Here is a 25,185-nt window from a genome sequence, read left to right as displayed (position 1 = left end):
TCCACAGCCGCTAACTCGGGCCGGTACCAAGAGCCCTCCCCATGGCTGGGATGGGGATGATTATGGGGCGGCTTGAGCAGGTGGGGATAAGTTGGGGTGATAAAGTTGTAGGGCGTTGAGTTGGTTGGATTCTTTTCCGATTACGCCGTGTGAGCAGCGTGCGTATCCCTCGACCCTTCTCCCCTTGCGGGAGAAGGTGGCGGCGAAGCCGACGGATGAGGGGTCTCTCAGACATCCAATATCGCACCCAGCCTGACCGGTGCACGCGGCGTTGAGGTCTGAGAGACCCCTCACCCGACCTCGCTCCGCGAGGCCACCCTCTCCCGCAAGGGGAGAGGGATCAGCGTGGCTTCAGTTTGATCGACGTCACCGCAGCCGCCCCTTCCGAGCGCAGGACCAGGACGTTGGTCCCGGCCAGCAGGTGCACCGTTCCGCCCGAACGAACTTCCGCACCGCCGTTGGCCGCCAGCGTCATAGGCCCCTGCCCTACGATCGTGACCGCATAGGCCCCTGCCCGGTCAGCCGTCACCGTGTAGCGCAGCCATTCGCCGGCGGTGAAGTCGGTGCCGTCGGGGGCGATGTCGACGCCGTCGTTGCGGGCGGTGCGGCCGTTGTTCCAGAGGGTGCGGTCGGCCCCGGTGGCGACGTGGTAGTTGGCGGCGTCGGCGTCCCAGTAGGCCTTGCCCATGACGCCGAGGTCGTAGTCGACGGCGGCGATGGTTCCGCCCTTGGCTGTGACGCGCTGGGGCTTGAACGGCCGGACGCTGTCGTCGTGCGGCTGACGCAGCATGGCGTCGAGCACGTCGGGGTGGCGCAGGTTGTTCTCGAAGCGGACGTCATGGGAGGCCAGCTTCATCAGCACGGCGTAGGCCTGGTCGGGCTGGACCGGGGTCTTGGCCTCGCCGGTCAGGGTGGCGACGACGGCGTCGTAGTCGGGGCCGACCTGGACCTCCAGCGGCTGGTTGAAGCCGATCTTCTTCAGCGGCCAGAAGGCCCAGCCGATCCCGTGGCCCTCGACCAGGCGGATGGCGTCGGCGAACCAGACGTTGGAGTTCTCGCCCGACTCCCCCAGCCAGACCGGCAGGCCGGTCTGCTCGCGCAGTTTCAGGATCGGCTCGACCGAGGCCTGGTCGTTGCGGTTCCAGTACTTGTGGAACGACAGGGCCAGATTGCCGTCCCAGGGCTTTCCCAGACCCTTGTAGTTGTTGCCCCAGCAGTTGCCCTCGATGATCACCAGGTGGCGCTGGTCGACCTCGCGGATCGCCGCCGTGATCCGGCGCTGGACGTCCCAGAGCAGCGCCTGCTTCTCGTCGGCGCAGCCGTTGCCCGACGCCCTCCTGTCGAAGTCCCAGTTGGGTTCGTTGAGCACGTCGTAGGCGGCGATGGCCGGCTCGTCCTTGTAGCGCTCGGCGAGCTTCTTCCAGAGGGCGATGGTCTTGCGCTGGTTCTCCGGGCTGTCCCACAGCGAGGGCTTGGCCGGGTCGCGATCGGAGATGGCGAGATCATTGCCCTGCCCGCCCGGCGCGGCGTGCAGATCCAGGATCAGGTGCATGCCGTTGGCCTTGGTCCAGGCCAGGAGGTCGTCGATGCGGCGGAAGCCGTCCTCTTTCCAGGTGTCGGCGCCCGGGACGGGCTCCTGATCGGCCGGCAGGGTCAGGAGGGCGTAGTGCATCGGCAGGCGCACGGAGTTGAAGCCGGCGGCGGCCATGTCGTCGATGTCGGCCTTGGTGGTGTGGTTGTCGAGCCAGGCTGTGTGGATCGCGGCCTCGCGCCGCGGGCCGACCAGGGCCGCGATGCGGGCGCGGATGACGTGCTCCTGGCCGAGCTTGGACAGGCGCAGCATGTAGCCCTCCTGCAGCATCCAGCCGCCCAGCCCCATGCCGCGCAGGACGACGGGCGCGCCGGTCTCGTCGACGATGCGGTCGCCCTGGGCCTTGAGCCACTGCGGACCGGGAGGCGGCGGCGCTTCGGCGGCGATCGCGGTCGAGACGGCGAGCAGAGACGCGGCGGCGGCCAGGACGGCGGCGAACTTCATGGACGAACTCCCCAGCGCGCGCGGCTGGTTGGGAGGTCGCCGCTGCGTCGCGGGCGGAGTTGGCCCGGGGACTCTGATCTTGTCCAGATGGACGGCGCATTTGTCCATGAGGACAAATGGTTAGGGGGAATTCTGGAGGTGGGCGGCGCTAGTTCTTCAAGCAGAAAATTGCCCGTCATCCCGGCCGTAGCGAAGCGAAGAGCCGGGACCCAGGGGCGGCGCGCAGCGAGGCGGCGACCGCTGGCAGCGCGAACCTTATCGCGGTGCCCAGTCCCCTGGGTCCCGGATAAGCCCTCCGGGCTTTCCGGGATGACGATCTTCTTGAGAGCTGTGAGGGAGGAAGCCCCTCAGCCGCACTTCACCTGCTGGACCACGCCAGTGTCCGGATTGAACAGGATGTTCAGGCGGTCGGCGCGGTAGTCCATGGTCACCGGGCAGGTGGTGCAGGCCACGCGCCAGCGGGAGGGATCGACCGGGGCCGGCAGTTCGGTGCGGTTCTTGCCGACGAAGGCTTGGGCGTCCTTCAGGCCGCACTGGTCCTTTTCGGGTTCCGGCGGCTTGGGCAGGGCGATGGCCGGCGGGGCGACCGGGGTTTCGGGCGGCGGCGGCGGGGCGGGCTCGGGCGCGCCGGTCGAGCAGGCCGCCAGGACCATGGCCGCGCCGAACATCACGCCAAACCGCTTCACGAACCGCGTCATGCCTTCTTCTCCCATCCGCGTTCGGCCTGCTGCCAGTAGGACACCGGGTGGCCGGCCGCCTTGAACGCCTTCCAACGGCCCCGCGCCAGCCGCAGGGCCTCTTCGTCACGACCGTCGAACAGCAGGATGCAGCGCGTGAACGCGGCAAGGTCCCCCGGCTCAGCGCCGTCGAGCAGGAACAACGCGTCCCCGCCGTTCGGGTTGTCGAGACCGGCGCTGAGCAGCACCGGCTGGCGCTCGGCCAGCGGCTCCTCGGCCATGCCGTGCGGCAGGAAGCTGTCGTCGCGAAAGGTCCAGAGGTGGGCGTCCAGCGCGTTGAGGCGCGCGGGGTCCCCGCCCCGGACCAGAGCCTTCCAGCCGCGCCCCAGGGTCTTTTCCAGAAGCTCGGGCAGCACCTGTTCGGCGCTGCTTCGCTCCAGATGGTAGAACCAGATCTCGCAGGGCGCGGCGCTCATGCTTGTGCCGGAGCCCTTTGGGCTCCGCCCCAAATGTTAGTTGGAGCGTGGCAACCGCCGAAACCGCTCACACTTTCGGCTGCCACGCTCACGCGTCAGCCTTCGTAGGCGTCGGCGACGAGGCGGTTGAGCAGGCGCACGCCGAAGCCGGCCGCGCCGTCGGGCACGGTCGGATCGGTCGAGCCCTTGCGCCAGGCGGTCGAGGCGATGTCGAGGTGGGCCCACGGCACGCCGTTGACGAAGCGCTGCAGGAACAGGCCGGCCGTGATCGAGCCGGCCGGGCGGCCGCCGATGTTCTTCATGTCGGCGATCGGGCTTTCGATCTGCTTCTCGTAGGCCTTGGGCAGCGGCAGGCGCCACAGCGGCTCGCGCTCGGACTCGCCGGCGGCCAGCAGCTTCTCCGACAGGCCGTCGTTGTTGCTGAACAGGCCCGCATAGTCGTTGCCCAGCGAGATGATGATCGCGCCGGTCAGGGTGGCCAGATCGATCATGAACTTCGGCTTGAAGCGCTCCTGGGTGTACCAGAGGGCGTCGGCCAGGACGAGGCGGCCTTCGGCGTCGGTGTTGATGACCTCGATGGTCTGGCCCGACATCGAGGTGACCACGTCGCCGGGGCGCTGGGCGTTACCGTCGGGCATGTTCTCGACGAGGCCGAGCACGCCGATGGCGTTGACCTTGGCCTTGCGGCCGGCCAGGGCGTGCATGACGCCGGCCACGGCGGCCGCGCCGCCCATGTCCCACTTCATGTCTTCCATGCCGTCGGCCGGCTTGATCGAGATGCCGCCGGTGTCGAAGCAGACGCCCTTGCCGACGAAGGCGATCGGCTGGGCCGACTTGTCGGCCGCGCCGTTCCAGCGGGCGATGACCAGCTGGCTTTCGCGGACGCTGCCCTGGCCGACGCCCAGCAGGCTGCCCATGCCGAGCTTGGCCATTTCGGCCTCGCCGAGGATCTCGACCTCCAGGCCCAGGCTCTCGAGGCCCTTCACGCGGGCGGCGAACTCTTCCGGATGCAGGATGTTGGCCGGCTCGGAGACCAGGTCGCGGCTGAACAGGATGGCGTCGGCCAGGGGCTCGAGGGCGGCGAAGGCCTTCTGGGCCTTGGCCGGATCGGCGGCGGCGACCTTCACCGTGGCGACCGAGGGCTTCTTCTCGGCCTTCTCGGTGGTGCGGTACTTGTCGAAGCGGTAGGCGGCCAGCTTGACGCCGAAGGCGACACGGGCGGCGGTCTCGGCGTCGCCGCCGAGCTTGAGCAGCAGTTCGGTGACGCCCGAGGTCTTGACCGCGCCATAGGCATGGGCGGCGGCGATCTCGACGGTCTCCGGCTCGACCACGCCCGAACCGTCGACGCCGATCACCACCACGCGGGCGGCGTCGAGGCCGGCCGGGGCGACGATGTCGAGCACCTGGCCCTTGGCGCCGATGAAGCGGCCGCCGGCCGCGGCGCGGACGATGGCGCCGCCGGCGGCGTCGTTGACCGCCTTGGCCTCGGGCGAAAGGGCGGCGGCCTCGTAGGCGAGGACGGCGATGGCGGCGTTGGCGCCGGCCTGGCTGTCGGCGGGGACGAACTCGATACGCATGGAGCGCTCCTGGGAAGCGGAAAGCCCGGTCGCGGCGCGGCCTCAAGAAGGCCGCGATCCGACGCGACAGGACGTGAACGCACGGCATAGTCCATGCCGATCCTTGGGAAAAGACCGTCGCCGTTCACAGCCCCGTCACGCCGTCCCAACGCCGTCCCACATCATGTCTTCGGTTGTGCCAAGCCGAGCCAGACGTGTAGAACACGCCAACGCCGGGGTTCGCCGCGCGAATCCGTGAAGCCCCCGAAACCACCCCCGCATGCGCCTGATCGAACGCTATCTTTTCCGACAGCTGGTCGGGCCGACCCTCCTGGCCACCGCGGCCCTGGCGGCGCTGGCTCTGCTCGCCCGTAGCCTGTCGGAATTCGACATTCTCGTGGAGCAGCGCCAGACGGCGTTGATCTTCGCCAAGATGATCCTGCTGGCCCTGCCGCAGTTGCTGAACATCATCATGCCGATCGCCCTGTTCGTGGCCGCCCTGGTGGCCCTGAACCGTCTGCATACCGAGCAGGAGATCGTCGTCTGCTTCGCCGGCGGCATGAGTCGCTGGCGGGTGATCTCGCCGGCCATGCGGCTGGCGGTGGGCGCGACCCTGGTGTCGCTGGCGCTGGGCCTCTGGGCGCAGCCATGGTCGGCGAGGCTGATCCGCGAGACGGCCTTCGACATGAAGACGGACCTGGCCTCGACCCTGGTGCGGCCCGGCGAGTTCACCGAGCCCGGACCCGGCCTGACGGTCTACGCCCAGTCGATCGACCGCGACAACCTGATCAAGAACCTGTTCATCCACCAGGAAAAGCCCAACGGCGGCTCGGTGACCTACACGGCCCGCGAAGGCGTCATCGCCAAGCGCAACGGCCTGCCGGTGCTGATCATGCGCAAGGGCTCGAACCAGGAATTCTCCAGCAGCGGCGTGCTGAACTATCTGTCGTTCGAGGAATACGTGTTCGACCTGTCGAGCCTGTTCCAGAGCGACGAGCTGCTGCACTACAAGATCGCCGACCGCTATCCGCACGAGCTGTTCTTTCCCGACCTGACCCAGGAGTGGGAGCAGCACAACCGGGTGAAGCTGATCGCCGAGGGCCACTCGCGCCTGTCCAGCCCGCTCTACAACCTCGCCATGATGGCCATGGCCCTGGCGGCCGTGATCGGCGGCTCGTTCAGCCGCATGGGCTACGCCAAGCGGATCGCCGCCGTCGGCGCGGCCGCGGCGGTGGTGCGCATCCTCGGCTTCGGCGTGCAGGCGGCCTGCGACGACCAGGTGTGGCTGAACGTGCTGCAATACGCCGTGCCGCTCGCCGCCACCTGGTGGGGCCTGGCCCAGATCTTCCGCCAGAAGATCATGCGCTACGTGCCGATCGCCACCCATCGCGACGGCCTGCTGCCGCTGGGAGCCGCGTCGTGATCGGTCCCGGGATGATCGAGCGGTACGTCCTGCGCAAGACGCTGGCCTCGCTGGGCGCGGCCCTGGCCGTGCTGGGCGCGCTGGTGATGCTGATCGCCTTCGTCGACATTAGCCGCAACGTCGGCACGCGATCGGAAGACGCGGGCTTTGGCCAGTTGCTGTACCTGACCCTCCTGCAGGCCCCGGCCACCCTGCTGACCCTGACGCCGTTCATCTTCCTGTTCGGCACCCTGGGCGCGTTCGTCGGCCTGAACCGCCGCAGCGAGCTGATCGCCATGCGCGCGGCCGGCGTCTCGGCCTGGCGGTTCATCCTGCCGGCGGCCTTCGCGGCCTTCGCGATGGGCGTGGTGACCGTCACCCTGCTCAACCCGCTGACCGCGGCGATGAGCACCCGCTTCGAGACCGAGCGCGACGCGCTGCTGGCCGGCTACCTGAAGAACGCCCCCAAGGGCGCCTGGCTGCGCCAGGGCGACACCAAGCGCCAGATCGTCATCCGCGCCCGCATGCGCGACAATGTGGGCGGCACGGTGCGCCTGCGCGGCGTGTCGTTCTTCGTCTACGACGTCCAGCCCAACGACACCCTGGTCTTCAAGGAGCGCTACGAGGCGGCCGAAGCGCGGCTGGAGCCGGGCTTCTGGCGGCTGACCGGAGTCAGCGTCGCCACGCCCGGCGTCGGCGCCATGCGCACCGAAAGCGTCACCGTGCCGTCCGACCTCGACGAGCGCACCGCCGCCGACCGCTTCAAGAACCCGCAGGCCGTGGCCTTCTGGCGCCTGCCCGAGACCATCTCCCGCACCGAGGCCGCCGGCTTCTCGGCCACGCCGTTCAAGCTGCGCCTGCAGCAGATCCTGGCCACGCCGCTGCTGTTCGCGGCGATGTCGGTGCTGGCGGCGGCCTTTTCGCTGCGCCTGATGCGCCTGGGTGGCCTGGCGGCCCTGGCCGGCTCTGGCGTCGCGCTCGGTTTCGGCTTCTTCTTCTTCAACGAACTCTGCGGCGCGCTCGGCAAGGCCGATCTCCTGGGGCCGATCCTGGCCGCCTGGACCCCGCCGGCCGCGGCGCTTTTGGCGGGGCTGACCCTGCTTTGCTATACCGAGGATGGTTGAGTCTGTGACGCCGGCATCGAGGCCCCTGATGATCGATCTAAGCCCAGCGCCGGCCGCGGCGGTTCGCAAGCTGCTGATGGCCGGCGTCGCGTGGCTGGCGTTCGCCGCCAGCGGCGCGCACGCGGCCCAGCCGTCCCTGGCGAGCGTGCCCGAGGTTCCCGCCAAGCCGGCCGCGGCCGACGACGGCCTCGGCGACGACGGCTACTATCTGGAATCCGACCTGCTGATCCGCGACGACGTGGCCCAGACCATGACCGCCCAGGGATCGGTGGAGGTTCGCTACCAGGGCCGCGTGCTGCGCGCCCAGGAAGTGATCTACGACACCAAGACCGGCGTGGTCACCGCCCACGGCAAGGTGCAACTGATCAACGCCGACGGCACCGCCCAATTCGCCGACGACCTGACGCTGGACAAGGACATGCGCGCCGGCTTCGCGCGCAACTTCTCCACGCGCCTGGACAAAAACGTGAAGATCGCGGCCGCCACCGCCATCCGCCGCAACGACCAGGTCACCGAACTCAACCAGGCGATCTACACCCCCTGCGACGTCTGCGCCGAGAAGCCGACCCCCACCTGGTCGATCGAGGCCGACAAGGTGGTGCAGGATAAGTCCAAGAAGATCGTCTACTATCACGGGGCCCGCATCCGCCTGTGGGGCGCGCCGCTGGTCTACCTGCCGCTGTTCTGGCACCCAGACCCGCAGGCCGAGCGGAGCTCGGGCTTCCTAACGCCTAAGGTCGGCCTCTCGAAGAAGCGCGGCCTGTCCTACCAGCAGCCCTATCTGCAGGTCATCTCGCCGTCTTCGGATGTCGTGCTAAGCCCTCAAATCAACACGAAAATTAATCCGTTCCTCAACGTCAATTACCGCAAGCGCTTCTACTCGGGCATGCTCGAGGCGCGCATGGGGGCGACGTACGAGAAGGAGTTCGACAACAAGGGCAACCGCTTCGGCGACGCGACCACCCGCAGCTACATCCTGGCCAAGGGCGCGTTCGACATCGACGAAAATTGGAAGTGGGGCTTCAGCGCCGAGCGCGCCTCCGACGCCCTGCTGTTCGACAAGTACGACATCAACGACGTCTACGAGCAGCGCGGCCTGTTCACGAGCGAGGATCACCGCCTGACCTCGCAGATCTACGCCTCGCGGCAGGACACGCGGTCGTGGTTCTCGGTTTCGGCCGTCTCGGTGCAGGGCCTGCGGGTCGTGGGCACCGATTCCACCACGGGCCTGGGCAACAAGTTCGAGAACAGCGGGGCCTTCCCGTTCATCGGCCCGCTGGTCGAAGGCCGCTGGGAGCCGGAATCGCCGGTTCTGTTCGGCCGCCTGCGGCTGCAAGGCTCGGGCGTGGTGCTGAACCGCTCCGAATCGCAATTCGGCGAGTCGCCCTACTCCTCGGCCATGCAGACGGCCTATCGCGGCCAGAACGGCGTCGACAGCGCCCGCGGCAGCTTCCAGGCCGACTGGCGCGCCAGCGCCGTGGTCGGTCCCGGCCTGCGCATCCAGCCCTTCGCCCAGGCCCGCGCCGACGCCTACAACATCAAGGGCGTCTATCTGACGACCGCCGCCCTGGCGGCCGGCGACGACGCCGAGGTCAGCTATTCGCGCACCCTGGGCGTGGCCGGCGTCGATCTGAGCCTGCCGCTGTACAAGGGCCTGAAGAACGGCGGCAGCGTCATCCTCGAGCCCCTGGTGCAGATCGCCACCGGTTCGGACAGCTCGCGCGTGCCCGTGGTCGTCGCCCGCGACGGGACCACGACCTACCTCTACAACGAGGACAGTTCGGCCTTCGAGTTCGACGAGACCAACCTGTTCCGCACCAACAAGTCGCCGGGCTTCGACCTCTACGAGGGCGGCACCCGGGCCAACGTCGGCGGTCGCGCGACCTTCACCACGGCCGACGGCCGCGGCGGCAGCATCCTGATCGGCCGCAGCTTCCGCACCAAGTACGACCCGCTGCTGCCGGAGCGCACCGGCCTGCAGGAGAAGTCGTCCGACTGGATCGTGGCGGCCACGGTCACGCCTGTGCCGGGCATCAACGCCTATGTCCGCACCCGCCTGGATTCGGACACAACCGAGATCAACCGTATCGAAACCGGCATGGACGCCGCCACGGCGCGCCTGCAGGGCTCGTTCCGCTACCTGAAGGACACCGTCGACTCCAATGGCGAGCGGCAGGAAAACTTCGAGACGCGGGGCCAGTTGAAGCTGACCAGCAAGTGGGCCCTGACGGCCTTCGGCCAGCTGGACCTGGTGGCCGAAACCTGGCGTCGCCGCGACCTGGGCGTCGCCTACACGGACGATTGCATCCGCATCGACATCATCTACCAACACGAAGACCGCTATAGCTCGACGGTGACGGGCCTGAAGCTCCAGCCCGACGAGTCGATCGTGGTCCGCCTAACCCTCGCCACATTGGGTGATACAGGGTACAGCGACTGATTATTCCATCGCGCCGGGGGGCGTGCGGGGGTCCGCACGCGTCCTTGTGGCGCATCGAGGCGCGACCACCGACAGGCAGCTGGAAGGTCGTTGCGTCTCAACGGTTTGAAATCGAGGTCGATCGGCGACGGTCGGGCTCCAGAGGAACGACACTACCCATGCGGGCTGCGCGTAGCGTGACGACTTTTGCGGCCAGCGCCGCGTCCATCCTCGCCCTGACCGTGGCGGCCATGCCGGCCCACGCGCGTCAGGCCGCGCCCACCATCGACGCCCCCGCGGCGGCCCAGCCGGAAGCTCAGGCTCGCGCCAATCCGCTGTCGGAAAGCGTCGCGGCCGTGGTCAACGACGACATCATCTCGTCCTACGACCTGATGCAGCGCATGCGCCTGCTGATGATCACCTCGGGCATGCAGCCGACCCAGGAGAACCTGCCCCAGCTGGAGCAGGAAGCCCTGCGCTCGCTGATCGACGAGCGCGTTCAGCTCCAGGAGCTGCGCCGCGTCGAGAAGGAACAGAAGATCACGATCATCTCGACCGACAAGGAAGTCGACGAGGAGATCGGCAGCATCGCCCAGGGCAACAAGATGACGGCCCAGCAGTTGCTGGACCAGCTGGCCGCCCAGGGCGTCAGCGCCGACACTTGGCGCTCCCAGATCCGCGCCGAGTCGAGCTGGCAGAACTGGATCAGCGGCCGCTACGGCTCGCGCCTGCGCATCGGCGAAGACCAGATCAAGGCCTTCCAGCGCCGCCTGGCCGAGTCGGCCAGCAAGCCGCAGTACCAGGTCAGCGAAGTGTTCATCGACGCCACCCGCGTCGGCGGTCCGGACGTGGCCCTGAACGGCGCCCGCCAACTGGTGACGCAGATCCAGCAGGGCGCGCCCTTCCCGGCCGTGGCCCGTCAGTTCTCGGCCGCGGCGACCGCGGCCAACGGCGGCGACGCCGGCTGGGTCAGCCCCGGCGAAATGCCGGCCGAGGTCGATGCGGCCCTGGAACAGCTGCGCCCCGGCCAGCTGTCGGCCCCGATCTCGGTCAAGGACGGCGTCTACATCGTCTATCTGCGCGACAAGCGCGCGGGCGCCAAGGCGACCCTGGTCGACCTGAAGCAGGTGGCCGTGGCCCTGGCCAAGGACGCCCCGGAAGCCGACGTGCAGTCGGCCACCGCCCTGCTGGCCGGCCTGAAGCCCAAGCTGACCAGCTGCCAGACCCTCGAGGCCGAAGCCGGCAAGGTGGACGGCGTCGTGGCCGGCGACCTCGGCGAAGCAGAGATCGGCGATCTGGCTCCGGCCTTCCAGGAGGCCGCCAACGCCCTCAACGTCGGCCAGATCTCGGATCCGATCCGCACCGACGCCGGCCTGCACCTGATCGCGGTGTGCGGCAAGCGCCAGTCGGGCGCCGCGGCGCCGTCGCATGACCAGATCGAGAATCGCCTGCGAGGTCAGCAACTTGCGCTGATCTCCAAACGTTACCTGCGAGACCTGCGCAACTCCGCCACCATCGAGACCCGGTGAAGACAGACACCTTGGCCCTGAGCGTCGGCGATCCCGCCGGCGTCGGGCCCGAGATCATCGCCAAGGCCTGGGCGGCCCTCCGGGAGACCGGACCCGTGTTCATGGCCGTCGGTGATCTCCAGAGTCTGGCCGCGGCCGGCGGCGGGGTGAAGGTTCGCCCCGTGACCGGTCCGGTCGAGGCCGCCAGGGTCTTCGCCGACGCCCTGCCGGTGCTGGACCTGCCGCTGCAGTCGCCGGTGATCGCCGGCCAGCCCTCCAGCGCCCACGCCGCCCAGATCATCCGCTGTATCGAGACCGGCGCCGGCCTGGCCCTGTCGGGCGCGGTGGCGGGCCTGGTCACGGCGCCGATCGCCAAGGCCCCGCTGTACGAGGCTGGCTTCAAGTTTCCCGGCCATACCGAGTTCCTCGCCGAACTGACCGCTCCGGCTCCCTACGAGGGCGCGCGCGGGCCGGTGATGATGCTGACCGCCGGCGACCTGCGCGCCACCCTGGTGACGATCCACCAGTCGGTGGGCTCGGTGCCGGGCGCGCTCAGCGTCGAGCGCATCGTCGAGGCGGGCCTGGTCACCGCCCAGGCCCTGAAGACCGATTTCGGGATCGCCGCGCCGCGCCTGGCGGTGGCCGCGCTCAACCCGCACGCCGGCGAAGGCGGAGCCCTGGGCCGCGAGGAGATCGACGTGATCATCCCGGCGGTGGAGGCCCTGCGCGCCCGCGGCGTCGACGCCCGCGGCCCCTCGCCCGCCGACAGCCTGTTTCACCCCGACGCCCGACGGACCTATGACGGGGTGCTGTGCATGTACCACGACCAGGCCCTGATCCCGGTGAAGATGCTCGACTTCTGGGGCGGGGTGAACGTGACCCTGGGCCTGCCGATCGTGCGCACCTCGCCCGACCACGGCACCGGCTTCGACATCGCCGGCCGCGGGATCGCCCGCCCCGACAGCCTGATCGCCGCCATCCACCTGGCCGCCCAGATCGCCGCCCGGCGTAGCGCCAGCTAGGCTTTCGCGGCGTTTCGATCTAGACGGGGACCATGACGTCCCCTTCCCTCGCCGACCTGCCGCCGCTGCGTGAAGCGCTGGAGCGCCACGGCCTGCTGGCCCGCAAGAGCTTCGGCCAGCACTTCCTGCTCGACCTTAACATCACCCGCAAGATCGCGCGCCTGGCCGAGGTGGGCGAAGGCGACACGGTGATCGAGGTGGGCCCTGGCCCCGGCGGCCTGACACGGGCCCTGCTGGAGACCGGCGCGCGGGTGATCGCCGTCGAGAAGGACAGCCGCTTCCTGCCGTTGCTGGGCGAGCTGTCCGAGGCCGCCGAGGGCCGCCTGACCCTGGTCGAGGGCGACGCCCTGCGGGCCGACATGGCCGCCCTGGCCGGCGGTCCGGCCCACATGGTCTCCAACCTCCCCTACAATGTCGGCACCCAGTTGCTGATCGACTGGCTGACCGGGCCCTTCCGCCCCCTGTCGATGACCCTGATGTTCCAGAAGGAGGTCGCCGACCGCATCGCCGCCCAGGACGGCGACGACGCCTATGGGCGGCTGGCGGTGATCTCGCAGACCGTCTGTACGGCCAAGGTGGTCATGGACCTGCCGGCCCGCGCCTTCACGCCGCCTCCCAAGGTCGCTTCGGCCGTGGTGCGGCTGGTCCCGCTGGCGCCCGCGCCGGACAAGGCGATGGTCTCGGCGCTTGAGCGGGTGACCGCCGCGGCCTTCGGCCAGCGCCGCAAGATGCTGCGCTCGAGTCTCAAGCCCCTGGGCGGCGGCGCCCTGTGCGAGGCGGCCGGGATCGACCCGGACGCACGGGCCGAGACCATCCCGGTCGACGGCTTCCAGGACCTGGCCAGGGCCCTGATCGCCGCCGGCTGAAGCTGAAGCGCTTGCCAAGCGGCGCGAGCGGGGGAATCAATCTCTGCATGCAGGCCTCGCCCGAGCAGCAGCACCTGGTCCTGGTCGTCGACGACGACGAGCTGGTGACGGAATTCGTCCGGTTCCGCCTGGAGACCGAGGGCTTCGCCGTCGAGGTGGCGCACAACGCCGAGGACGCCCTGGCCGCGGCCGTGCGCCGCCCGCCGCACCTCCTGCTGCTCGATGTCGGCCTGCCGGAGATCAACGGCCTGACCCTGCTGCGCCGGCTGCGGGTGGAAAAGCGCCTAAAGGACGTGCCGGCGATCATGATCACCGCCTCGGCCGCGGGCGCCAACGTCAAGGCCGCGATGGAGGCCGGCGCCGTCGGCTACGTGCTCAAGCCGTTTTCAGCCGACGACCTGTTGCAAAGGGTGCGCGCGGCGACCAAGAACCAGTCTCGCGTCTGGTTATGACGCACCGCGTACGGAGCCCCGCATGACGACCCGTCCCCTGGCCCTGGTGATCGACGACGACACCCTGATGCTGGAGTTCGTGTCGGGCGCGCTGACCGACGGCGGGTTCGACGTGCGAACGGCCGAGGACGCCCAGAGCCTGCTGACCGACGTGCACGACCGCAAGCCGGCCATCGTGTTCCTGGACGTGCGGATGCCGGGCGAGACCGGGATCGAGGTGCTGCGCCGCCTGCGGGTCAGCGACTGGGGCCGCGAGGTGCCGGTGGTGATCATGACCGGCGAACGGCGCCTGGACCGCGTGGTCGAGGCCATGAGCGCCGGCGCCACGACCTACATGATGAAGCCGTTCACGCCCGCCCAGATCGTCATGCGGGCCAAGGAACTGATCCAGCCGCGCGAGAGCGGCAGCTTTCACTACTGACCAGTCGGGTCCCGCTTTCCGGGAAGCCCTTGGTCCGCCGCTGAAACTCCCCCCAACCGCTTAATCCCCGCGAAGGCGGGGACCCAAGCTGATGTTCAGGATGAGGCGCGGTCGTGGGCAAGCCCGCCGGCTCGGCTTGGATCCCCGCCTGCGCGGGGATGCTCGGAGAATGGGGCTGGGGCCTCAGATATCCTCGGCCAGCAGGTCGCCGACCAGGTTGCCGATCCAGGGGTTGCGCGAGCGCTTCTGGCGTTCGGCGTGGTAGATGTGGGCGAGATCCGCGTAGGCCTTGTCGAAGTCGTCGTTGAGCACGACGTAGTCGAACTTCTCCCAGGCGGCGACCTCGTCCTTGGCGCGCGACAGGCGCCGCGCGATGACTTCCTCGCTGTCCTGGCTGCGGGCGTGCAGGCGGCGGCTCATCTCGGCCAGCGAAGGCGGCAGGATGTAGACCAGCACGCTGTCGGGACCGGCCTGGGCGTGCACCTTCATGGCGCCCTGGAAGTCGATGTCGAACAGCACGCTTTCGCCCTCGTCGAGCGCGGCCAGGATCGGGGCCTTGGGGCTGCCGTAGTAGTTGCCGTAGACCTCGGCCCACTCGAAGAAGGCGTCCTGGGCGATCATCTCCTGGAACTTGTCCTTGGAGACGAAGTGGTAGTCGCGGCCGTCGTGCTCGCCGGGACGCGGCTCGCGGGTGGTGGCGCTGATCGACAGGTGCAGGTCGCCGTGGTCAGCCACCAGGCGGCGGGTCAGCGAGGTCTTGCCGACGCCCGAGGGGGCCACCACCATCAGGAGGAGGCCGCGGTGCTTGCCCCCGTGCTTCTGGGCCGGGTTATTCGACATTCTGAACCTGTTCGCGAAACTGTTCGATCGTGGCCTTGAGTTCCAGGCCATGGGCGGTCAGCGCGGTCAGCGCCGACTTGCTGCAGAGGGTGTTGGCCTCGCGCATGAATTCCTGGGACAGGAAATCCAGGCGGCGGCCCGAGGCGCCGTCGCTGGACAGCAGGGTGCGGGCGGCGGCGACGTGGCCGGCCAGGCGGTCGAGCTCCTCGCGGACATCGGCCTTGACCGCCAGGGCGGCGGCTTCTTGGACGATGCGGTCCTGAGGCGCGCTTTCGCCGAGCAGTTCGGTCATGCGGCGCTCGAAGCGCTGCTTGAGGATCGAGGGCTGGCCCTCGGCCTCGGCGGCGGCCAGGCCGGTGAGGGTCTCGATGCGATCGACGAGGCCGGCTAGCACCGGGGTGAGCGAAGCGCCCTCCTCCTGGCGCGCGGTCTTCAGGCCATCGAGCGCCTGGGCCAGGCTGGCGGCCATGGCGGCCTCGAGCGCGGTGCGGGCCTCGGCGTCCTCGTCGTCCTCGCGGACCTCGATGACGCCGCGCAGGGCCAGCATGCCGTCGAGCGTGGGCTTGGCGACCATGCCGGTGGCGACATAGGGGCCGCCGGCCTTCAGGTAGCGCTCCAGCACCTCGACATTGACCTGCGGGGCGGCCGAGGCCTCGGCCTTGCGAGCCTGGACGTTGACGGTCAGTTGGCCGCGCTGGAAGCGGGCCTGAGCGCCGTCGCGGGCGGCCCGGTCGAGGCCTTCGAAGCCCGGCGGGCCGCGGAAGCGGGTCTCGAGGTTGCGGCCGTTGACGCTGCGGGCCTCGACGGCCCAGCTCCAGTCGCCCAGAGCGCCCTCGACGCGCGCGAACCCGGTCATGCCCGACAGCGCCATGCGATCAGCCTCCCGCCAGCGGCGTCGTTGCGGCCTTGGCCTGACGCTCGATCTTGCGCCACTGGGCCACGTTACGCTCGTGCTCTTCGTAGGTCTTGGCGAAGACATGGCCGCCGGTGCCGTCGGCGACGAAATAGAGCTCGTCGGTCTTGGGCGGGTTCAGCACCGCCGCCAGGGCCGCGCGGCCCGGATTGGCGATCGGCGTCGGCGGCAGGCCGGGGATCTTGTAGGTGTTGTAGGGCGTGAAGGTATCGAGTTCCGACCGGCGCAGGCCCCGGCCCAGGGGCCGGCCGCGGGTGATGCCGTAGATCACGGTCGGGTCGGTATCGAGCCGCATGCCCAGGCGCAGACGGTTGATGAACAGGGCCGCGACGCGCGGACGTTCGCTGGCCAGGCCCGTCTCCTTCTCGACGATCGAGGCCAGGGTGACGGCCTCGTCCTTGGTCTGGAACGGCAGGCCCGCCTCGCGCTCGGCCCAGAGGGCGTTCAGCACCTTGTCGCGGTCGTCCATCATGCGCTGAAGAACGGCGGCCCGCTCCTCGCCGCGCTCGACCTGGTAGGTCTCGGGCAGGACGGCGCCTTCCGGCGGGGTCGGCACGTCGCCGACCAGCACGTCGGAGCGCTGCAGGATCTCGACAACCATGTCCGAGGTCATGCCCTCGGGGATGGTCACCTGGTGGCGCACGACCTTGCCGTCGCGGACCATGGCCAGCACTGTCGACAGCGAGGCGCCGGTCGGGAATTCGTACTCGCCGGCCTTCAGCTTGCGGGCCGCGCGGGTGATCTGGGCGGCGGTCAGGAACAGCGAGGACGAGCGGATCGCCCCGCCGGCTTCCAGCGCGCCGGCGATCTCGGAGACGCTGGCGCCGCGGCGCAGGACCACCGAGGTGTATTCGCCGTTCTTGGCCTTGGGGCCGGGTCCGCCATAGACGAACACCGCCCCACCGACGACGACCAGCGCCGCGACCGCGGCGACCACCAGGCCGCCGCCGGCCATGGCGGCCAGGCGACGTCCCAGGGACGCGGTCTCCCGCTTGCGGGCGCTCGACGTCCGCTTGGACGCCGGAGCCTTCTTCTGCGGACGCGGCGGCTTGCTCACGAGACTTGGCTCACGAGATTTTACGGAACACGACGGAGGCGTTGGTGCCGCCGAAGCCGAAGCTGTTGGACACGGCCACGTCGATCTTCTTCGGCACGGCCTTGTTGGGCGCCAGGTTCATCGGCACGTCGACGTCGGGATTGTCGAGGTTGATGGTCGGCGGGCAGATCTGGTCGCGGATGGCCAGGATCGAGAAGATCGACTCGATGGCGCCGGCGGCGCCCAGAAGGTGGCCGGTCATCGACTTGGTCGAGGACATCACCACGTTCTTGGCGTGATCGCCCAGGAAGCGGGCGACGGCGCCGGCTTCCAGACCGTCGGCCATGGTCGAGGTGCCGTGGGCGTTGATGTAGTCGATGTCCGAGGGCTGGAGGCCCGCGTCCTTGACCGCCGCCGCCAGGGCCCGGCCGCCGCCTTCGCCGTCATCCGACGGGGCGGTGATGTGGTAGGCGTCGCCCGACAGGCCGTAGCCGACCACTTCGGCGTAGATCTTGGCGCCGCGCGCCTTGGCGTGCTCGTACTCTTCGAGAACGACCACTCCAGCGCCCTCGCCCATGACGAAGCCGTCACGGTCCTTGTCGTAGGGGCGCGAGGCCTTTTCCGGGGTCTCGTTGAAGGCGGTGGCCACGGCGCGGCAGGCGATGAAGCCGGCGATGCCGAGCTTGCAGACGGCCGCTTCGGCGCCGCCGGCGATCATCACGTCGGCATCGCCGTACTTGATCAGGCGCGCGGCGTCGCCAATGGCGTGGGCGCCGGTGGCGCAGGCCGTCACCACGGCGTGGTTGGGGCCCTTGAAGCCGTACTTGATCGAGACCTGGCCCGAGATCAGGTTGATCAGGGCCGAGGAGATGAAGAACGGGCTGACGCGGCGCGGGCCCTTGGCTTCCAGCTCCAGGGCGGTGTCGGCGATCGTCGACAGACCGCCGATGCCCGAACCCAGGATGACGCCCGTGCGCCACTTCTGCTCGTCGGTCTCCGGGACCCAGCCCGAATCCTTCACGGCTTCGTCCGCCGCGGCGATGCCGTAGAGGATGAAGTCGTCGACGCGCTTCTGGTCGCGCGGGCTCATGGTCTTGTCGGGGTCGAACGAGCCCTCGACGTCCGGACCGCCGCCGCCGCGACCATCGACCCGCGGCACCTCGCAGGCGACCTGACAGGCATAGTCGGTCGGGTCGAAAGCTGTGATGCGACCCGCGCCGGACTTTCCAGCCACGATGTTCTTCCAGGACACTTCGACGCCCTGGCCCAGAGGAGTCAGCAGGCCCAGCCCGGTGACGACGACTCTACGCATGGATTGCTCCCAACCTTCCGACGCACCGTTCTCGGACGATAAGGCGAACCCCTACCGGCCGGTTGCGGCGCGAATCTTGGCCACATACGAAAACCGCCGCGCGCACGATGGCAAGAGCCCGTGCTGCGCGGCGGCTGATAGTCCTGTTCGCCCGCGAGGGTACGAACCCGACGCCCTTAGGCGCCGGTCTTTTCCGTGATGAACTTCACGGCGTCGCCAACCGTCTGGATGTGCTCGGCGGCGTCGTCCGGAATTTCGATGTCGAATTCTTCTTCGAACGCCATCACCAGCTCAACGTTGTCGAGGCTGTCGGCGCCCAGGTCGTCGATGAAGCTAGCCTTCTCGGTGACCTTCTCGGGATCGGCATCCAGGTGTTCGATGACGATCTTACGCACGCGCTCGAGAATGTCGGACATTCTGTTAGTCCCTCGTTTTGAAATCTGTTTGTCCCGCGGCCGGTTTGAAAACTATTCACCGTCCGCGAGATGTCGGGTCACCGCCTATCACGTTCCTTTTCGGGTGACCAGCGGGTCAGCCGCGAAGAAGCGGGGCCATTTAAAGCCCAAGGCGGCGTTCGCCTAGATCATGGCCATGCCGCCGTTGACGTGCAAGGTCTGACCGGTGACGTAACCGCCCTGATCGCTGGCCAGGTAAACGCAGGCGGCGGCGATATCGCTCCCCTCGCCCAGCTTTCCGGCCGGAATGGTCGACAGGATGCCGGCCTTCTGGGCGTCGTTGAGGGCCTCGGTCATCGGGCTGGCGATGAAGCCGGGGGCGACGCAGTTGACGGTCACGCCGCGGCTGGCCAGCTCCTGGGCCAAGGCCTTGGAAAACCCGATCATTCCGGCCTTGGAGGCCGCATAGTTGGTCTGGCCGGGGTTGCCGGTGACGCCCACGACCGAGGTGATGCCGATGATGCGGCCGGCGCGGCGCTTCATCATGCCCTTGGCGGCGGCGCGGGCCAGGCGGAAGTAGCCTTCCAGGTTCACCTTGATGACGGTTTCCCAGTCCTCGTCCTTCATCCGCACGATCAGGCCGTCGCGGGTGATGCCGGCGTTGGCGATGACGATGTCGAGCGGAGCGCCGGCGGCTTCCTCGGCCTTGGCGACCAGGCCGTCGACCTGTTCGGCGTCCGACAGATTCGCCACGACGAACGAGGCGCGCTCGCCCAACTCGTTTTTCAGCTCGGTCAGGGCCGATTCGCGGGTGCCCGAGAGCACGACATGGGCGCCCTGGCCGTGCAGGGCCCGGGCGATGGCGCCGCCGATGCCGCCGGTCGCGCCGGTGACGAGGGCGGTCTTGCCGGTCAGATCAAACATTCGAGGTTTCTCCGTTCGGAGGGATTGGGAGTGCGGGCTCCTCGTCCTTCGACAAGCTCAGGATGAGGAACCCGAAGAGTTCAGAGCGATTGGGCGAAGGCTTCGAGGTCGGCCGGGGTGTTCAGCGGCGTGGCCTCGGCGTCCGGGGCGATGCGCTTGGCCATGCCCGACAGCACCTTGCCGGCGCCGGCCTCGGCGAAGCGGGTGACGCCGCCCTCGCCGGCCAGCCAGGTCATGCTTTCGCGCCAGCGGACGCGGCCGGTGACCTGCTCGACCAGCAGCTTGCGGATGACGTCCGGGTCGTGGACCGGCGAGGCGGTGACATTGGCCAGCAGCGGGGCCTTCGGCGCCAGGATGGTGGTGGCGGCCAGGGCGGCGGCCATCTCGTCGGCGGCCGGCTGCATCAGCGGGCAGTGGAACGGCGCCGAGACGTTCAGCGGAATGGCGCGGGCGCCCAGTTCCTTGGCCTTCTCGATGGCCCGATCGACCGCGGCCTTGGCGCCGGAGATCACGACGTTGCCGTTGTTGTTGTCGTTGGCCACGACACAGACGCCGACTTCCGAGCCGGCCGCAGCGGCGGCTTCGGCCAGGGCCAGATCGGTCTTGGGGCCGATCAGCGAGGCCATGGCGCCCTCGCCCACCGGCACGGCGCGCTGCATGGCCTGGCCGCGCAGCTTCAGCAGGCGGGCGGTGTCCGACAGGCTGATGGCGCCGGCGGCGGCCAGGGCCGAGTATTCGCCGAGGCTGTGACCGGCCACGAAAGCGGCGCGCTCGATGCCGATCCCGAACTCCTTCTCCAGGGTGCGGGTCACGGCCAGGCTGACGGCCATCAGGGCCGGCTGGGCGTTCTCGGTCAGGGTGAGATCACCCTCGGAACCTTCGCGCATCAGCTGGGAAAGCTTCTGGCCCAGGGCGTCGTCGACTTCCTGGAACACTTCGCGGGCGGACGCGAAGGCCTCCGCCAGCTCGACGCCCATGCCGACCGATTGGCTGCCCTGCCCCGGGAAGATGAAGGCGATGCTCATGGCGGCCCGCTCCTCTGTAATTCAATGTCTTGGGGGCGGAGGGTTAGGGGAAACACAAGGCCTGGGCAAGCCGGACCGATGTTTTGCCTGTGCTTGCTTTCCGCAGGGGCGCGTCCACATTGCTCGCCGTTCCGTATCTGAACGCGCCATGCTCTCCCCCGCCCTATCGGAGTCGCCAAGATGAAACGCCTCGCCCTCGCCGCCTCGCTGGCCGCCTTCAGCCTGCTGGCCGCCGCCCCCGCCCTGGCGGCGCTGAAGCCCGGCGACAAGGCCCCCGACTTCACCGCCCCGGCGGCGCTGGCGGGCAAGGACTTCGAGTTCAAGCTCAGCAAGGCCCTGAAGAAGGGCCCCGTGGTGCTCTACTTCTTCCCGGCCGCCTACACCTCGGGCTGCACCGCCGAAGCCCACGAGTTCGCCGAGGCCACCCCTGAGTTCGAGAAGCTGGGCGCGACCGTCATCGGCGTCACCGGCGGCAATGTCGACCGGATCAAGGACTTCTCGAAGGAGCACTGCCGCGACAAGTTCGCGGTGGCGGCCGCCAACCCGGCCCTGATCAAGGACTACGACGTCAAGCTGCCGCTGAAGGACAACATGTCCAACCGCACCTCCTATGTCATCGCCCCCGACGGCAAGGTGCTGCTGGCCTACAGCGACTTCAACTTCCAGGGCCACGTGACCAAGACCATGGAAGCGGTGAAGGCCTACAAGAAGAAGTAGGGGCGAAGCCGGGGCCGCCTCGTGAGAGGCGGCCCCCTCCCCGTCTAGAACTTCACCTTCACCCCGGCGCTCCACATCGCCGGTTCGTCGGCCAGGCGGTAGACGATCAGGCCGGGGATGAAGACCGCGCCCGAGACGTAGTCCTTGGCGTCGAGGACGTTGCGGCCCTGCACGAACACCCGCCAGGCGGCCGAGGGCGATTCCCAGGCGACGCCGGCGTTGACGCGGTCGACCGCGCCGATGCGGCCGGCCTGCGCATTGGTCGCCTCGGCGTAGCGCGGGCCGCGGTGGCTGTAGTCGGCCGAGAAGATCAGCGCCCCGCCCTTCAGCATCTCCGGCTCGATGCGCCAGGTTCCGCCGACCTGGGCCTGGACCTTGGAGACCAGCGGCAGGGTCTTGGCCCCGGCCTGGGCGGCGGCGGTGGAGGGGTCGAGCTTCTCGTACTCGGCGTCGGTCAGGGCCAGAGAGGCGAAGAGGTCCAGCCCCTTCACCGGCGTGGCGGCGGCCTCAAGCTCCAGGCCGGCGATGCGGGCCTCGGCGGCGTTCTGGGTCAGGATCGAGCCGTTGCTGATGACGTTCTGCTGCAGGTCCTTCAGCTGTTCGACATAGGCGGCGAGGTTCAGGCGGGCGCGGTGCTCGAAGGCCTCGATCTTGGCGCCGGCCTCGTAGGACCAGACGGTTTCGGGGTCGTAAGCCTTGGTGAAGATCGAAGGCTCGGCGATCGACAGGGCGACGAACCCGCCGGCGCGGTAGCCCCGCGCGATCGTGCCGTAGACCATGACGTCGTCGGAGACGTCGTACTGAAGATTGAACTTCGGGGTCCAGACCTTCCACTCGCCCTCGTTGGAGCGGCTGGTCAGGCTGGCGGGATAGGCGGCCAGGCCGTTCTGGATCGTGCCGGCGATGGTCTTTTCGTCCTTGGTCCAGCGCAGGCCGGCCGAGCCCTTCAGGCGGTCGGTGAAGCGCCATTCCAGCTGGCCGTAGGCGGCGACGCTTTCCGAGGTGGCGTGGATCGTCGTCGGCAGCAGCGGCACGGCGTAGGACCCGTAGATGCCCGCGCCGATGGTGTCGGATAGCACCTGGCCGCCCGTCTCCTTGAACCAGAACAGGCCGCCGATCCATTGCAGCCGGCCGTCGAAGGATTCGCCCAGAGCCTGGAACTCCTGGCTGGACTGCTCCTGCTCGGTCTGGCTGCCGCGCAGGAAGCCGGCGACGAGGCCGGCGCCGGCCACCAGGCCGCCTGAGAAGTCGAGCGTCCAGCGGTCGTCGAGGCGCTGATAGGCGGTGATCGACTTCAGCTGCACCGCGCCCAGATCGTAGCCGAGGTGGAGGGCCAGACTCTTCTGCTCGGTCTTGGTGTCGGTGTTGAGCGGCGAGCGGGTCGAGCCGAAGTCGCCGCCGGCCAGGGGCTTCAGCGTGACTGGGTCGAGCGGCGAGAAGTGCTGGCCGTCGGTGTCGGTGCGGGCGTAGGCGGCCGAGACCGTGGCGCTGAACGGGCCGGTGTCGATCAGGCCCAGCGCCAGGCGGACGCCGGCGTCGCGACGGGCGCCGACCTTCTTCTTGAGGGCGGTGTTCTGCTGCCAGCCGTCGCGTTCGGAGAACAGGGCCGAGACCGTGGCGCCGACATGGTCGGTGATCGCCCCGCCGGCGCTGGCCTTGTAGCGCTGCAGGCCGTAGTCGCCCCACGAGGCCTCCAGCGAGCCGCCGGCCGCGTCGCCAGGCTGGCGGGTGACGTATTTCAGCGCGCCGGTCATCGAGTTGCGGCCGTAGAGCGTGCCCTGCGGCCCGCGCAGCACCTCCACCCGCGCGACGTCGGCCAGGTCGAGGTTCGCGACCGACAGGCGGGCCTGGTAGACGTCGTCGACATAGATCCCGACGGGCGGCTCGGAGGTGATCATGCCGCCAGTCTGGTCCAGCGCCCCGCGCAGGGCGACCTGGATCGTCGAGGGCGAAGCGCTGATCTGCGAGACGTAGAGGCTGGGCACGGCCGCGCCCAGGGTCTCGACCTTGGTGATCTGCAGCTGGTCCAGCGCCTTGGCCCCGAAGGCGCTGACGGCGACGGGCGCGTCCTGCAGCTTCTGCTCGCGCCGCTGGGCGGTGACGACCAGGTCCTCGACCGTGGTCGGGTTTTCCTGGGCCAAGGCCGGCGTGACCCCGGCCAGGATCGCGCTGACCGCGGCCGCGCCGCATAGAACCGATTTTCGCATTTCCGCTCCCCCTCTGGTGGAGCGTTCAGGAGGGAAAGACGCGAGCCTGCACGCAAACCCGCCCTGCGGGGCGCCCGATGGTCGGACAGCGGCGCGGGTCGACGGCGACGGATTGTCAGGAAAGCGGCGCGGCTGCGCCGGAGGCTACCAGTTGGCCTTGACCAGCTTGACCATGAAGCGGCCGTCCTGGACGCGCTCGTCCTCGGCGCGGACGCTGACCGAGAACTCGGCCGGGATGTCGAACGGACGGATCAGGCTGAAGTCGACGCCCTCGTCGCCCATGGTGCCGCCGCCGAAGCCGATGGCGACGACCTGGCGGCCGTCCAGCGTCAAGGCCGAGCGCAGATTGGCGCGGGCCAACGGGATGGCGGCCGGCACGATCATCGAGCGCGTGGCGTTCATGTCGACCGACAGGCTGACATAGTTCGACTTGGGCAGGTCGCCGAAGCCGAACAGGCGCGACATCGACGAGCGGAAGCCGGCCTCGCGCTTGTTGAGCGAGGCGCCCAGGGCCATGGCGTGCGGGCTGGGGCCCTGCTCGGCCTTGGCCGTCAGGTTCAGGTTCACGTCGTAGGTGGGCTGCTCGATGTTGCCCGCCACCTTGGCCGTGAAGTCGACGCGCTCGGCGTCGGTCGACAGATCCATCGGCAGGGCGGCCGAATAGCCCGTGAAGCGGCCGTCGTTGGACGACACCGACAGGTCGGGCTTCTTGAGCAGGGTCTGGGCGAAGGTCGGGGCGGCCGACATCATGAGCGCAAAAGCGCCGCCGACGATCAGGCTCTTGAGGATGCTGCCCCGCATGCCTCTTCCCTAGCCACCGAAGGTGTTAACGGCAAGCTGACTTCCGCGACGAAAGCCTGTTTCGAGGTCGAAATCGACACGAAGGTTTCGGAAGGACACAGACCCGCGCCACCGCGCACGCATTTCGGGCGTCATAGTATAAGGTCTCCATTGGGCCTCCACCGGGCCTGGACCCGATCCTCGCCTTGCCTCCTGGCCCCGTTTCCTGTAATAGCGCGCGCTCTCACGGAAGGCGGTCTTGCGCGAACCCTTCATTGGGCCGGGATTTTCCCGCTCGTCGCACAGGATCCATCGTGGCCGTCGGACTTCCGTCGCCGACCACGCCGCCTTCCTCAACGGAAGAAGGAAAACATGTCGTTCTACGAACACGTGGTCATCGCGCGGCAGGACATCTCGCCGCAACAGGCCGAAGCTCTCAACGAGCAAATCAAGACCCTGATCGAAGAAGGTGGTGGTCACATCGCCAAGATCGAATACTGGGGTCTGCGTAACCTCACCTATCGCATCAAGAAGAACCGCAAGGGCCACTACTCCCTGCTCGCCATCGACGCCCCGGCGCCGGCGGTGAAGGAACTGGAGCGCCAGCTGTCGATCAACGAAGACGTGCTGCGTTTCCTGACCATCCGCGTGGAAGAGCTGGACCTGGAACTGTCGCCGGTTCTGGCCCGTCGCGACCGTGAGCGCAGCGATCGCCCCGAGCGTTCGGACCGCCCTGAGCGTTCCGAGCGTCCGCGCGAAGACTTCGCCCCGCAAGCGTAAGGGAGAAATAGATCATGACCGATACGACTGCTCCCGAAGCCGCGGCTCCGGCCGCCGCCGCCGGCGGCGCCCGCCGCCCGTTCTTCCGTCGCCGCAAGGTTTGCCCGTTCTCGGGCGCCAACGCGCCGAAGATCGACTACAAGGACGTGAAGCTGCTGCAGCGTTACGTTTCCGAACGCGGCAAGATCGTGCCGTCGCGCATCACCGCGGTGTCGGCCAAGAAGCAACGCGAACTGGCCAAGGCCATCAAGCGCGCCCGCTTCCTGGCTCTGCTCCCCTACGTCGTGAAGTAAGGGAG

General features: G+C 68.8%; 24 protein-coding genes. 11 read left to right on the top strand and 13 right to left on the bottom strand.

Features of this window, described 5'->3' with window-relative positions; translation table 11 throughout:
• Positions 1-340: 340 nt before the first annotated feature.
• The 4 genes from AC07NG_RS16825 to AC07NG_RS16810 all read right to left on the bottom strand — a co-directional run bounded on the left by AC07NG_RS16825 (position 341) and on the right by AC07NG_RS16810 (position 4,765).
• Positions 341-2,035 carry a cellulase family glycosylhydrolase gene (locus AC07NG_RS16825; protein ID WP_494595210.1) on the bottom strand — a complete coding sequence of 565 codons (1,695 nt, stop codon included), beginning with the start codon at positions 2,033-2,035 and terminating at the stop codon, positions 341-343.
• 347 nt (positions 2,036-2,382) lie between these two features.
• The gene (locus AC07NG_RS16820; RefSeq protein ID WP_199228291.1) at positions 2,383-2,733 is read right to left on the bottom strand and encodes a peptidase inhibitor I78; all 351 of its coding nucleotides are present in this window, start codon (positions 2,731-2,733) and stop codon (positions 2,383-2,385) included.
• The gene (locus AC07NG_RS16815; RefSeq protein ID WP_110117847.1) at positions 2,730-3,188 is read right to left on the bottom strand and encodes a DNA polymerase III subunit chi; all 459 of its coding nucleotides are present in this window, start codon (positions 3,186-3,188) and stop codon (positions 2,730-2,732) included. The genes AC07NG_RS16820 and AC07NG_RS16815 overlap by 4 nt, the downstream gene beginning before the upstream one ends.
• 95 nt (positions 3,189-3,283) lie before the next feature.
• Entirely contained in the window at positions 3,284-4,765 is a 1,482-nt protein-coding gene (locus AC07NG_RS16810; RefSeq protein ID WP_492855494.1) for a leucyl aminopeptidase, read from the bottom strand.
• Between the two features lie 259 nt (positions 4,766-5,024).
• Between AC07NG_RS16810 and lptF the strand changes: the two genes are divergently transcribed.
• From lptF to AC07NG_RS16770, 8 genes are all read left to right on the top strand, one after another.
• On the top strand, positions 5,025-6,167 hold the full coding sequence (gene lptF, locus AC07NG_RS16805) for an LPS export ABC transporter permease LptF (RefSeq protein ID WP_492855495.1): 1,143 nt from the start codon (positions 5,025-5,027) through the stop codon (positions 6,165-6,167).
• Positions 6,164-7,270, top strand: coding sequence for an LPS export ABC transporter permease LptG (gene lptG, locus AC07NG_RS16800; RefSeq protein WP_492855496.1), 1,107 nt, complete (start codon positions 6,164-6,166; stop codon positions 7,268-7,270). The genes lptF and lptG overlap by 4 nt, the downstream gene beginning before the upstream one ends.
• A gap of 28 nt (positions 7,271-7,298) precedes the next feature.
• Positions 7,299-9,710, top strand: a complete 2,412-nt coding sequence (locus AC07NG_RS16795; RefSeq protein WP_494595207.1) for an LPS-assembly protein LptD — start codon at positions 7,299-7,301, stop codon at positions 9,708-9,710.
• A 176-nt stretch (positions 9,711-9,886) separates the two neighbouring features.
• The gene (locus AC07NG_RS16790) at positions 9,887-11,218 is read left to right on the top strand and encodes a peptidylprolyl isomerase (protein ID WP_494595205.1); all 1,332 of its coding nucleotides are present in this window, start codon (positions 9,887-9,889) and stop codon (positions 11,216-11,218) included.
• Positions 11,215-12,219: a 4-hydroxythreonine-4-phosphate dehydrogenase PdxA gene (gene pdxA / locus AC07NG_RS16785; RefSeq protein WP_494595203.1), complete on the top strand. Its 1,005-nt coding sequence runs from the start codon at positions 11,215-11,217 to the stop codon at positions 12,217-12,219. The genes AC07NG_RS16790 and pdxA overlap by 4 nt, the downstream gene beginning before the upstream one ends.
• Before the next feature lie 32 nt (positions 12,220-12,251).
• On the top strand, positions 12,252-13,085 hold the full coding sequence (rsmA, locus tag AC07NG_RS16780) for a 16S rRNA (adenine(1518)-N(6)/adenine(1519)-N(6))-dimethyltransferase RsmA (protein WP_487288707.1): 834 nt from the start codon (positions 12,252-12,254) through the stop codon (positions 13,083-13,085).
• A 47-nt stretch (positions 13,086-13,132) separates the two neighbouring features.
• On the top strand, positions 13,133-13,537 hold the full coding sequence (locus AC07NG_RS16775; protein ID WP_110117838.1) for a response regulator transcription factor: 405 nt from the start codon (positions 13,133-13,135) through the stop codon (positions 13,535-13,537).
• Between the two features lie 22 nt (positions 13,538-13,559).
• Entirely contained in the window at positions 13,560-13,958 is a 399-nt protein-coding gene (locus AC07NG_RS16770; RefSeq protein ID WP_492855502.1) for a response regulator, read from the top strand.
• Positions 13,959-14,141: 183 nt separating this feature from the next.
• On the opposite strand, the gene gmk is transcribed toward AC07NG_RS16770, so the two are convergent.
• From gmk to fabD, 7 genes are all read right to left on the bottom strand, one after another.
• The gene (gmk, locus tag AC07NG_RS16765) at positions 14,142-14,798 is read right to left on the bottom strand and encodes a guanylate kinase (protein ID WP_487288709.1); all 657 of its coding nucleotides are present in this window, start codon (positions 14,796-14,798) and stop codon (positions 14,142-14,144) included.
• On the bottom strand, positions 14,788-15,669 hold the full coding sequence (locus AC07NG_RS16760) for a YicC/YloC family endoribonuclease (RefSeq protein ID WP_494595200.1): 882 nt from the start codon (positions 15,667-15,669) through the stop codon (positions 14,788-14,790). The genes gmk and AC07NG_RS16760 overlap by 11 nt, the downstream gene beginning before the upstream one ends.
• A 4-nt stretch (positions 15,670-15,673) precedes the next feature.
• The gene (gene mltG, locus AC07NG_RS16755; RefSeq protein ID WP_492855505.1) at positions 15,674-16,768 is read right to left on the bottom strand and encodes an endolytic transglycosylase MltG; all 1,095 of its coding nucleotides are present in this window, start codon (positions 16,766-16,768) and stop codon (positions 15,674-15,676) included.
• A gap of 10 nt (positions 16,769-16,778) precedes the next feature.
• A complete protein-coding gene (fabF, locus tag AC07NG_RS16750; RefSeq protein ID WP_492855506.1) occupies positions 16,779-18,059 on the bottom strand; it encodes a beta-ketoacyl-ACP synthase II in 1,281 nt (426 codons plus the stop codon).
• A gap of 176 nt (positions 18,060-18,235) precedes the next feature.
• On the bottom strand, positions 18,236-18,475 hold the full coding sequence (locus AC07NG_RS16745; RefSeq protein WP_007672577.1) for an acyl carrier protein: 240 nt from the start codon (positions 18,473-18,475) through the stop codon (positions 18,236-18,238).
• Positions 18,476-18,637: 162 nt separating this feature from the next.
• Positions 18,638-19,378: a 3-oxoacyl-[acyl-carrier-protein] reductase gene (fabG, locus tag AC07NG_RS16740; RefSeq protein ID WP_492855507.1), complete on the bottom strand. Its 741-nt coding sequence runs from the start codon at positions 19,376-19,378 to the stop codon at positions 18,638-18,640.
• An 80-nt stretch (positions 19,379-19,458) separates the two neighbouring features.
• Positions 19,459-20,403 carry an ACP S-malonyltransferase gene (gene fabD / locus AC07NG_RS16735; protein WP_494595196.1) on the bottom strand — a complete coding sequence of 315 codons (945 nt, stop codon included), beginning with the start codon at positions 20,401-20,403 and terminating at the stop codon, positions 19,459-19,461.
• Between the two features lie 180 nt (positions 20,404-20,583).
• Between fabD and AC07NG_RS16730 the strand changes: the two genes are divergently transcribed.
• Positions 20,584-21,120 carry a peroxiredoxin gene (locus tag AC07NG_RS16730; RefSeq protein ID WP_110117831.1) on the top strand — a complete coding sequence of 179 codons (537 nt, stop codon included), beginning with the start codon at positions 20,584-20,586 and terminating at the stop codon, positions 21,118-21,120.
• 44 nt (positions 21,121-21,164) lie between these two features.
• Here AC07NG_RS16730 and AC07NG_RS16725 read toward each other — a convergent pair whose 3' ends face one another.
• Together AC07NG_RS16725 and AC07NG_RS16720 are read right to left on the bottom strand one after the other, a co-directional pair.
• On the bottom strand, positions 21,165-23,327 hold the full coding sequence (locus AC07NG_RS16725; protein WP_494595194.1) for a TonB-dependent receptor: 2,163 nt from the start codon (positions 23,325-23,327) through the stop codon (positions 21,165-21,167).
• 144 nt (positions 23,328-23,471) lie between these two features.
• Complete coding sequence (locus AC07NG_RS16720; protein WP_487288718.1) at positions 23,472-24,128, bottom strand: hypothetical protein; 657 nt, start codon at positions 24,126-24,128, stop codon at positions 23,472-23,474.
• A gap of 351 nt (positions 24,129-24,479) precedes the next feature.
• Between AC07NG_RS16720 and rpsF the strand changes: the two genes are divergently transcribed.
• The gene (rpsF, locus tag AC07NG_RS16715; protein WP_110117828.1) at positions 24,480-24,887 is read left to right on the top strand and encodes a 30S ribosomal protein S6; all 408 of its coding nucleotides are present in this window, start codon (positions 24,480-24,482) and stop codon (positions 24,885-24,887) included.
• Between the two features lie 14 nt (positions 24,888-24,901).
• A complete protein-coding gene (gene rpsR / locus AC07NG_RS16710; RefSeq protein ID WP_058346420.1) occupies positions 24,902-25,180 on the top strand; it encodes a 30S ribosomal protein S18 in 279 nt (92 codons plus the stop codon).
• Positions 25,181-25,185 lie beyond the last annotated feature (5 nt).

Source organism: Caulobacter sp. GW821-FHT10C03, assembly GCF_059415485.1.
Note: the sequence above shows the minus strand (reverse complement) of the source record. Positions and strands in the feature narration are given on the sequence as shown.

What these genes read in the sequence shown, in the direction of transcription:
- AC07NG_RS16730 (WP_110117831.1), top strand. Translation starts at nt 20,584, where the DNA reads ATGAAACGCCTCGCCCTCGCCGCCTCGCTGGCCGCCTTCAGCCTGCTG.
- rpsR (WP_058346420.1), top strand. Translation starts at nt 24,902, where the DNA reads ATGACCGATACGACTGCTCCCGAAGCCGCGGCTCCGGCCGCCGCCGCC.
- fabG (WP_492855507.1), bottom strand. Translation starts at nt 19,378, where the DNA reads ATGTTTGATCTGACCGGCAAGACCGCCCTCGTCACCGGCGCGACCGGC.
- AC07NG_RS16795 (WP_494595207.1), top strand. Translation starts at nt 7,299, where the DNA reads ATGATCGATCTAAGCCCAGCGCCGGCCGCGGCGGTTCGCAAGCTGCTG.
- AC07NG_RS16745 (WP_007672577.1), bottom strand. Translation starts at nt 18,475, where the DNA reads ATGTCCGACATTCTCGAGCGCGTGCGTAAGATCGTCATCGAACACCTG.
- AC07NG_RS16770 (WP_492855502.1), top strand. Translation starts at nt 13,560, where the DNA reads ATGACGACCCGTCCCCTGGCCCTGGTGATCGACGACGACACCCTGATG.
- AC07NG_RS16825 (WP_494595210.1), bottom strand. Translation starts at nt 2,035, where the DNA reads ATGAAGTTCGCCGCCGTCCTGGCCGCCGCCGCGTCTCTGCTCGCCGTC.
- gmk (WP_487288709.1), bottom strand. Translation starts at nt 14,798, where the DNA reads ATGTCGAATAACCCGGCCCAGAAGCACGGGGGCAAGCACCGCGGCCTC.
- AC07NG_RS16810 (WP_492855494.1), bottom strand. Translation starts at nt 4,765, where the DNA reads ATGCGTATCGAGTTCGTCCCCGCCGACAGCCAGGCCGGCGCCAACGCC.
- fabF (WP_492855506.1), bottom strand. Translation starts at nt 18,059, where the DNA reads ATGCGTAGAGTCGTCGTCACCGGGCTGGGCCTGCTGACTCCTCTGGGC.
- AC07NG_RS16820 (WP_199228291.1), bottom strand. Translation starts at nt 2,733, where the DNA reads ATGACGCGGTTCGTGAAGCGGTTTGGCGTGATGTTCGGCGCGGCCATG.
- AC07NG_RS16725 (WP_494595194.1), bottom strand. Translation starts at nt 23,327, where the DNA reads ATGCGAAAATCGGTTCTATGCGGCGCGGCCGCGGTCAGCGCGATCCTG.
- lptF (WP_492855495.1), top strand. Translation starts at nt 5,025, where the DNA reads ATGCGCCTGATCGAACGCTATCTTTTCCGACAGCTGGTCGGGCCGACC.
- rpsF (WP_110117828.1), top strand. Translation starts at nt 24,480, where the DNA reads ATGTCGTTCTACGAACACGTGGTCATCGCGCGGCAGGACATCTCGCCG.
- AC07NG_RS16815 (WP_110117847.1), bottom strand. Translation starts at nt 3,188, where the DNA reads ATGAGCGCCGCGCCCTGCGAGATCTGGTTCTACCATCTGGAGCGAAGC.
- AC07NG_RS16720 (WP_487288718.1), bottom strand. Translation starts at nt 24,128, where the DNA reads ATGCGGGGCAGCATCCTCAAGAGCCTGATCGTCGGCGGCGCTTTTGCG.
- AC07NG_RS16760 (WP_494595200.1), bottom strand. Translation starts at nt 15,669, where the DNA reads ATGGCGCTGTCGGGCATGACCGGGTTCGCGCGCGTCGAGGGCGCTCTG.
- AC07NG_RS16775 (WP_110117838.1), top strand. Translation starts at nt 13,133, where the DNA reads ATGCAGGCCTCGCCCGAGCAGCAGCACCTGGTCCTGGTCGTCGACGAC.
- fabD (WP_494595196.1), bottom strand. Translation starts at nt 20,403, where the DNA reads ATGAGCATCGCCTTCATCTTCCCGGGGCAGGGCAGCCAATCGGTCGGC.
- rsmA (WP_487288707.1), top strand. Translation starts at nt 12,252, where the DNA reads ATGACGTCCCCTTCCCTCGCCGACCTGCCGCCGCTGCGTGAAGCGCTG.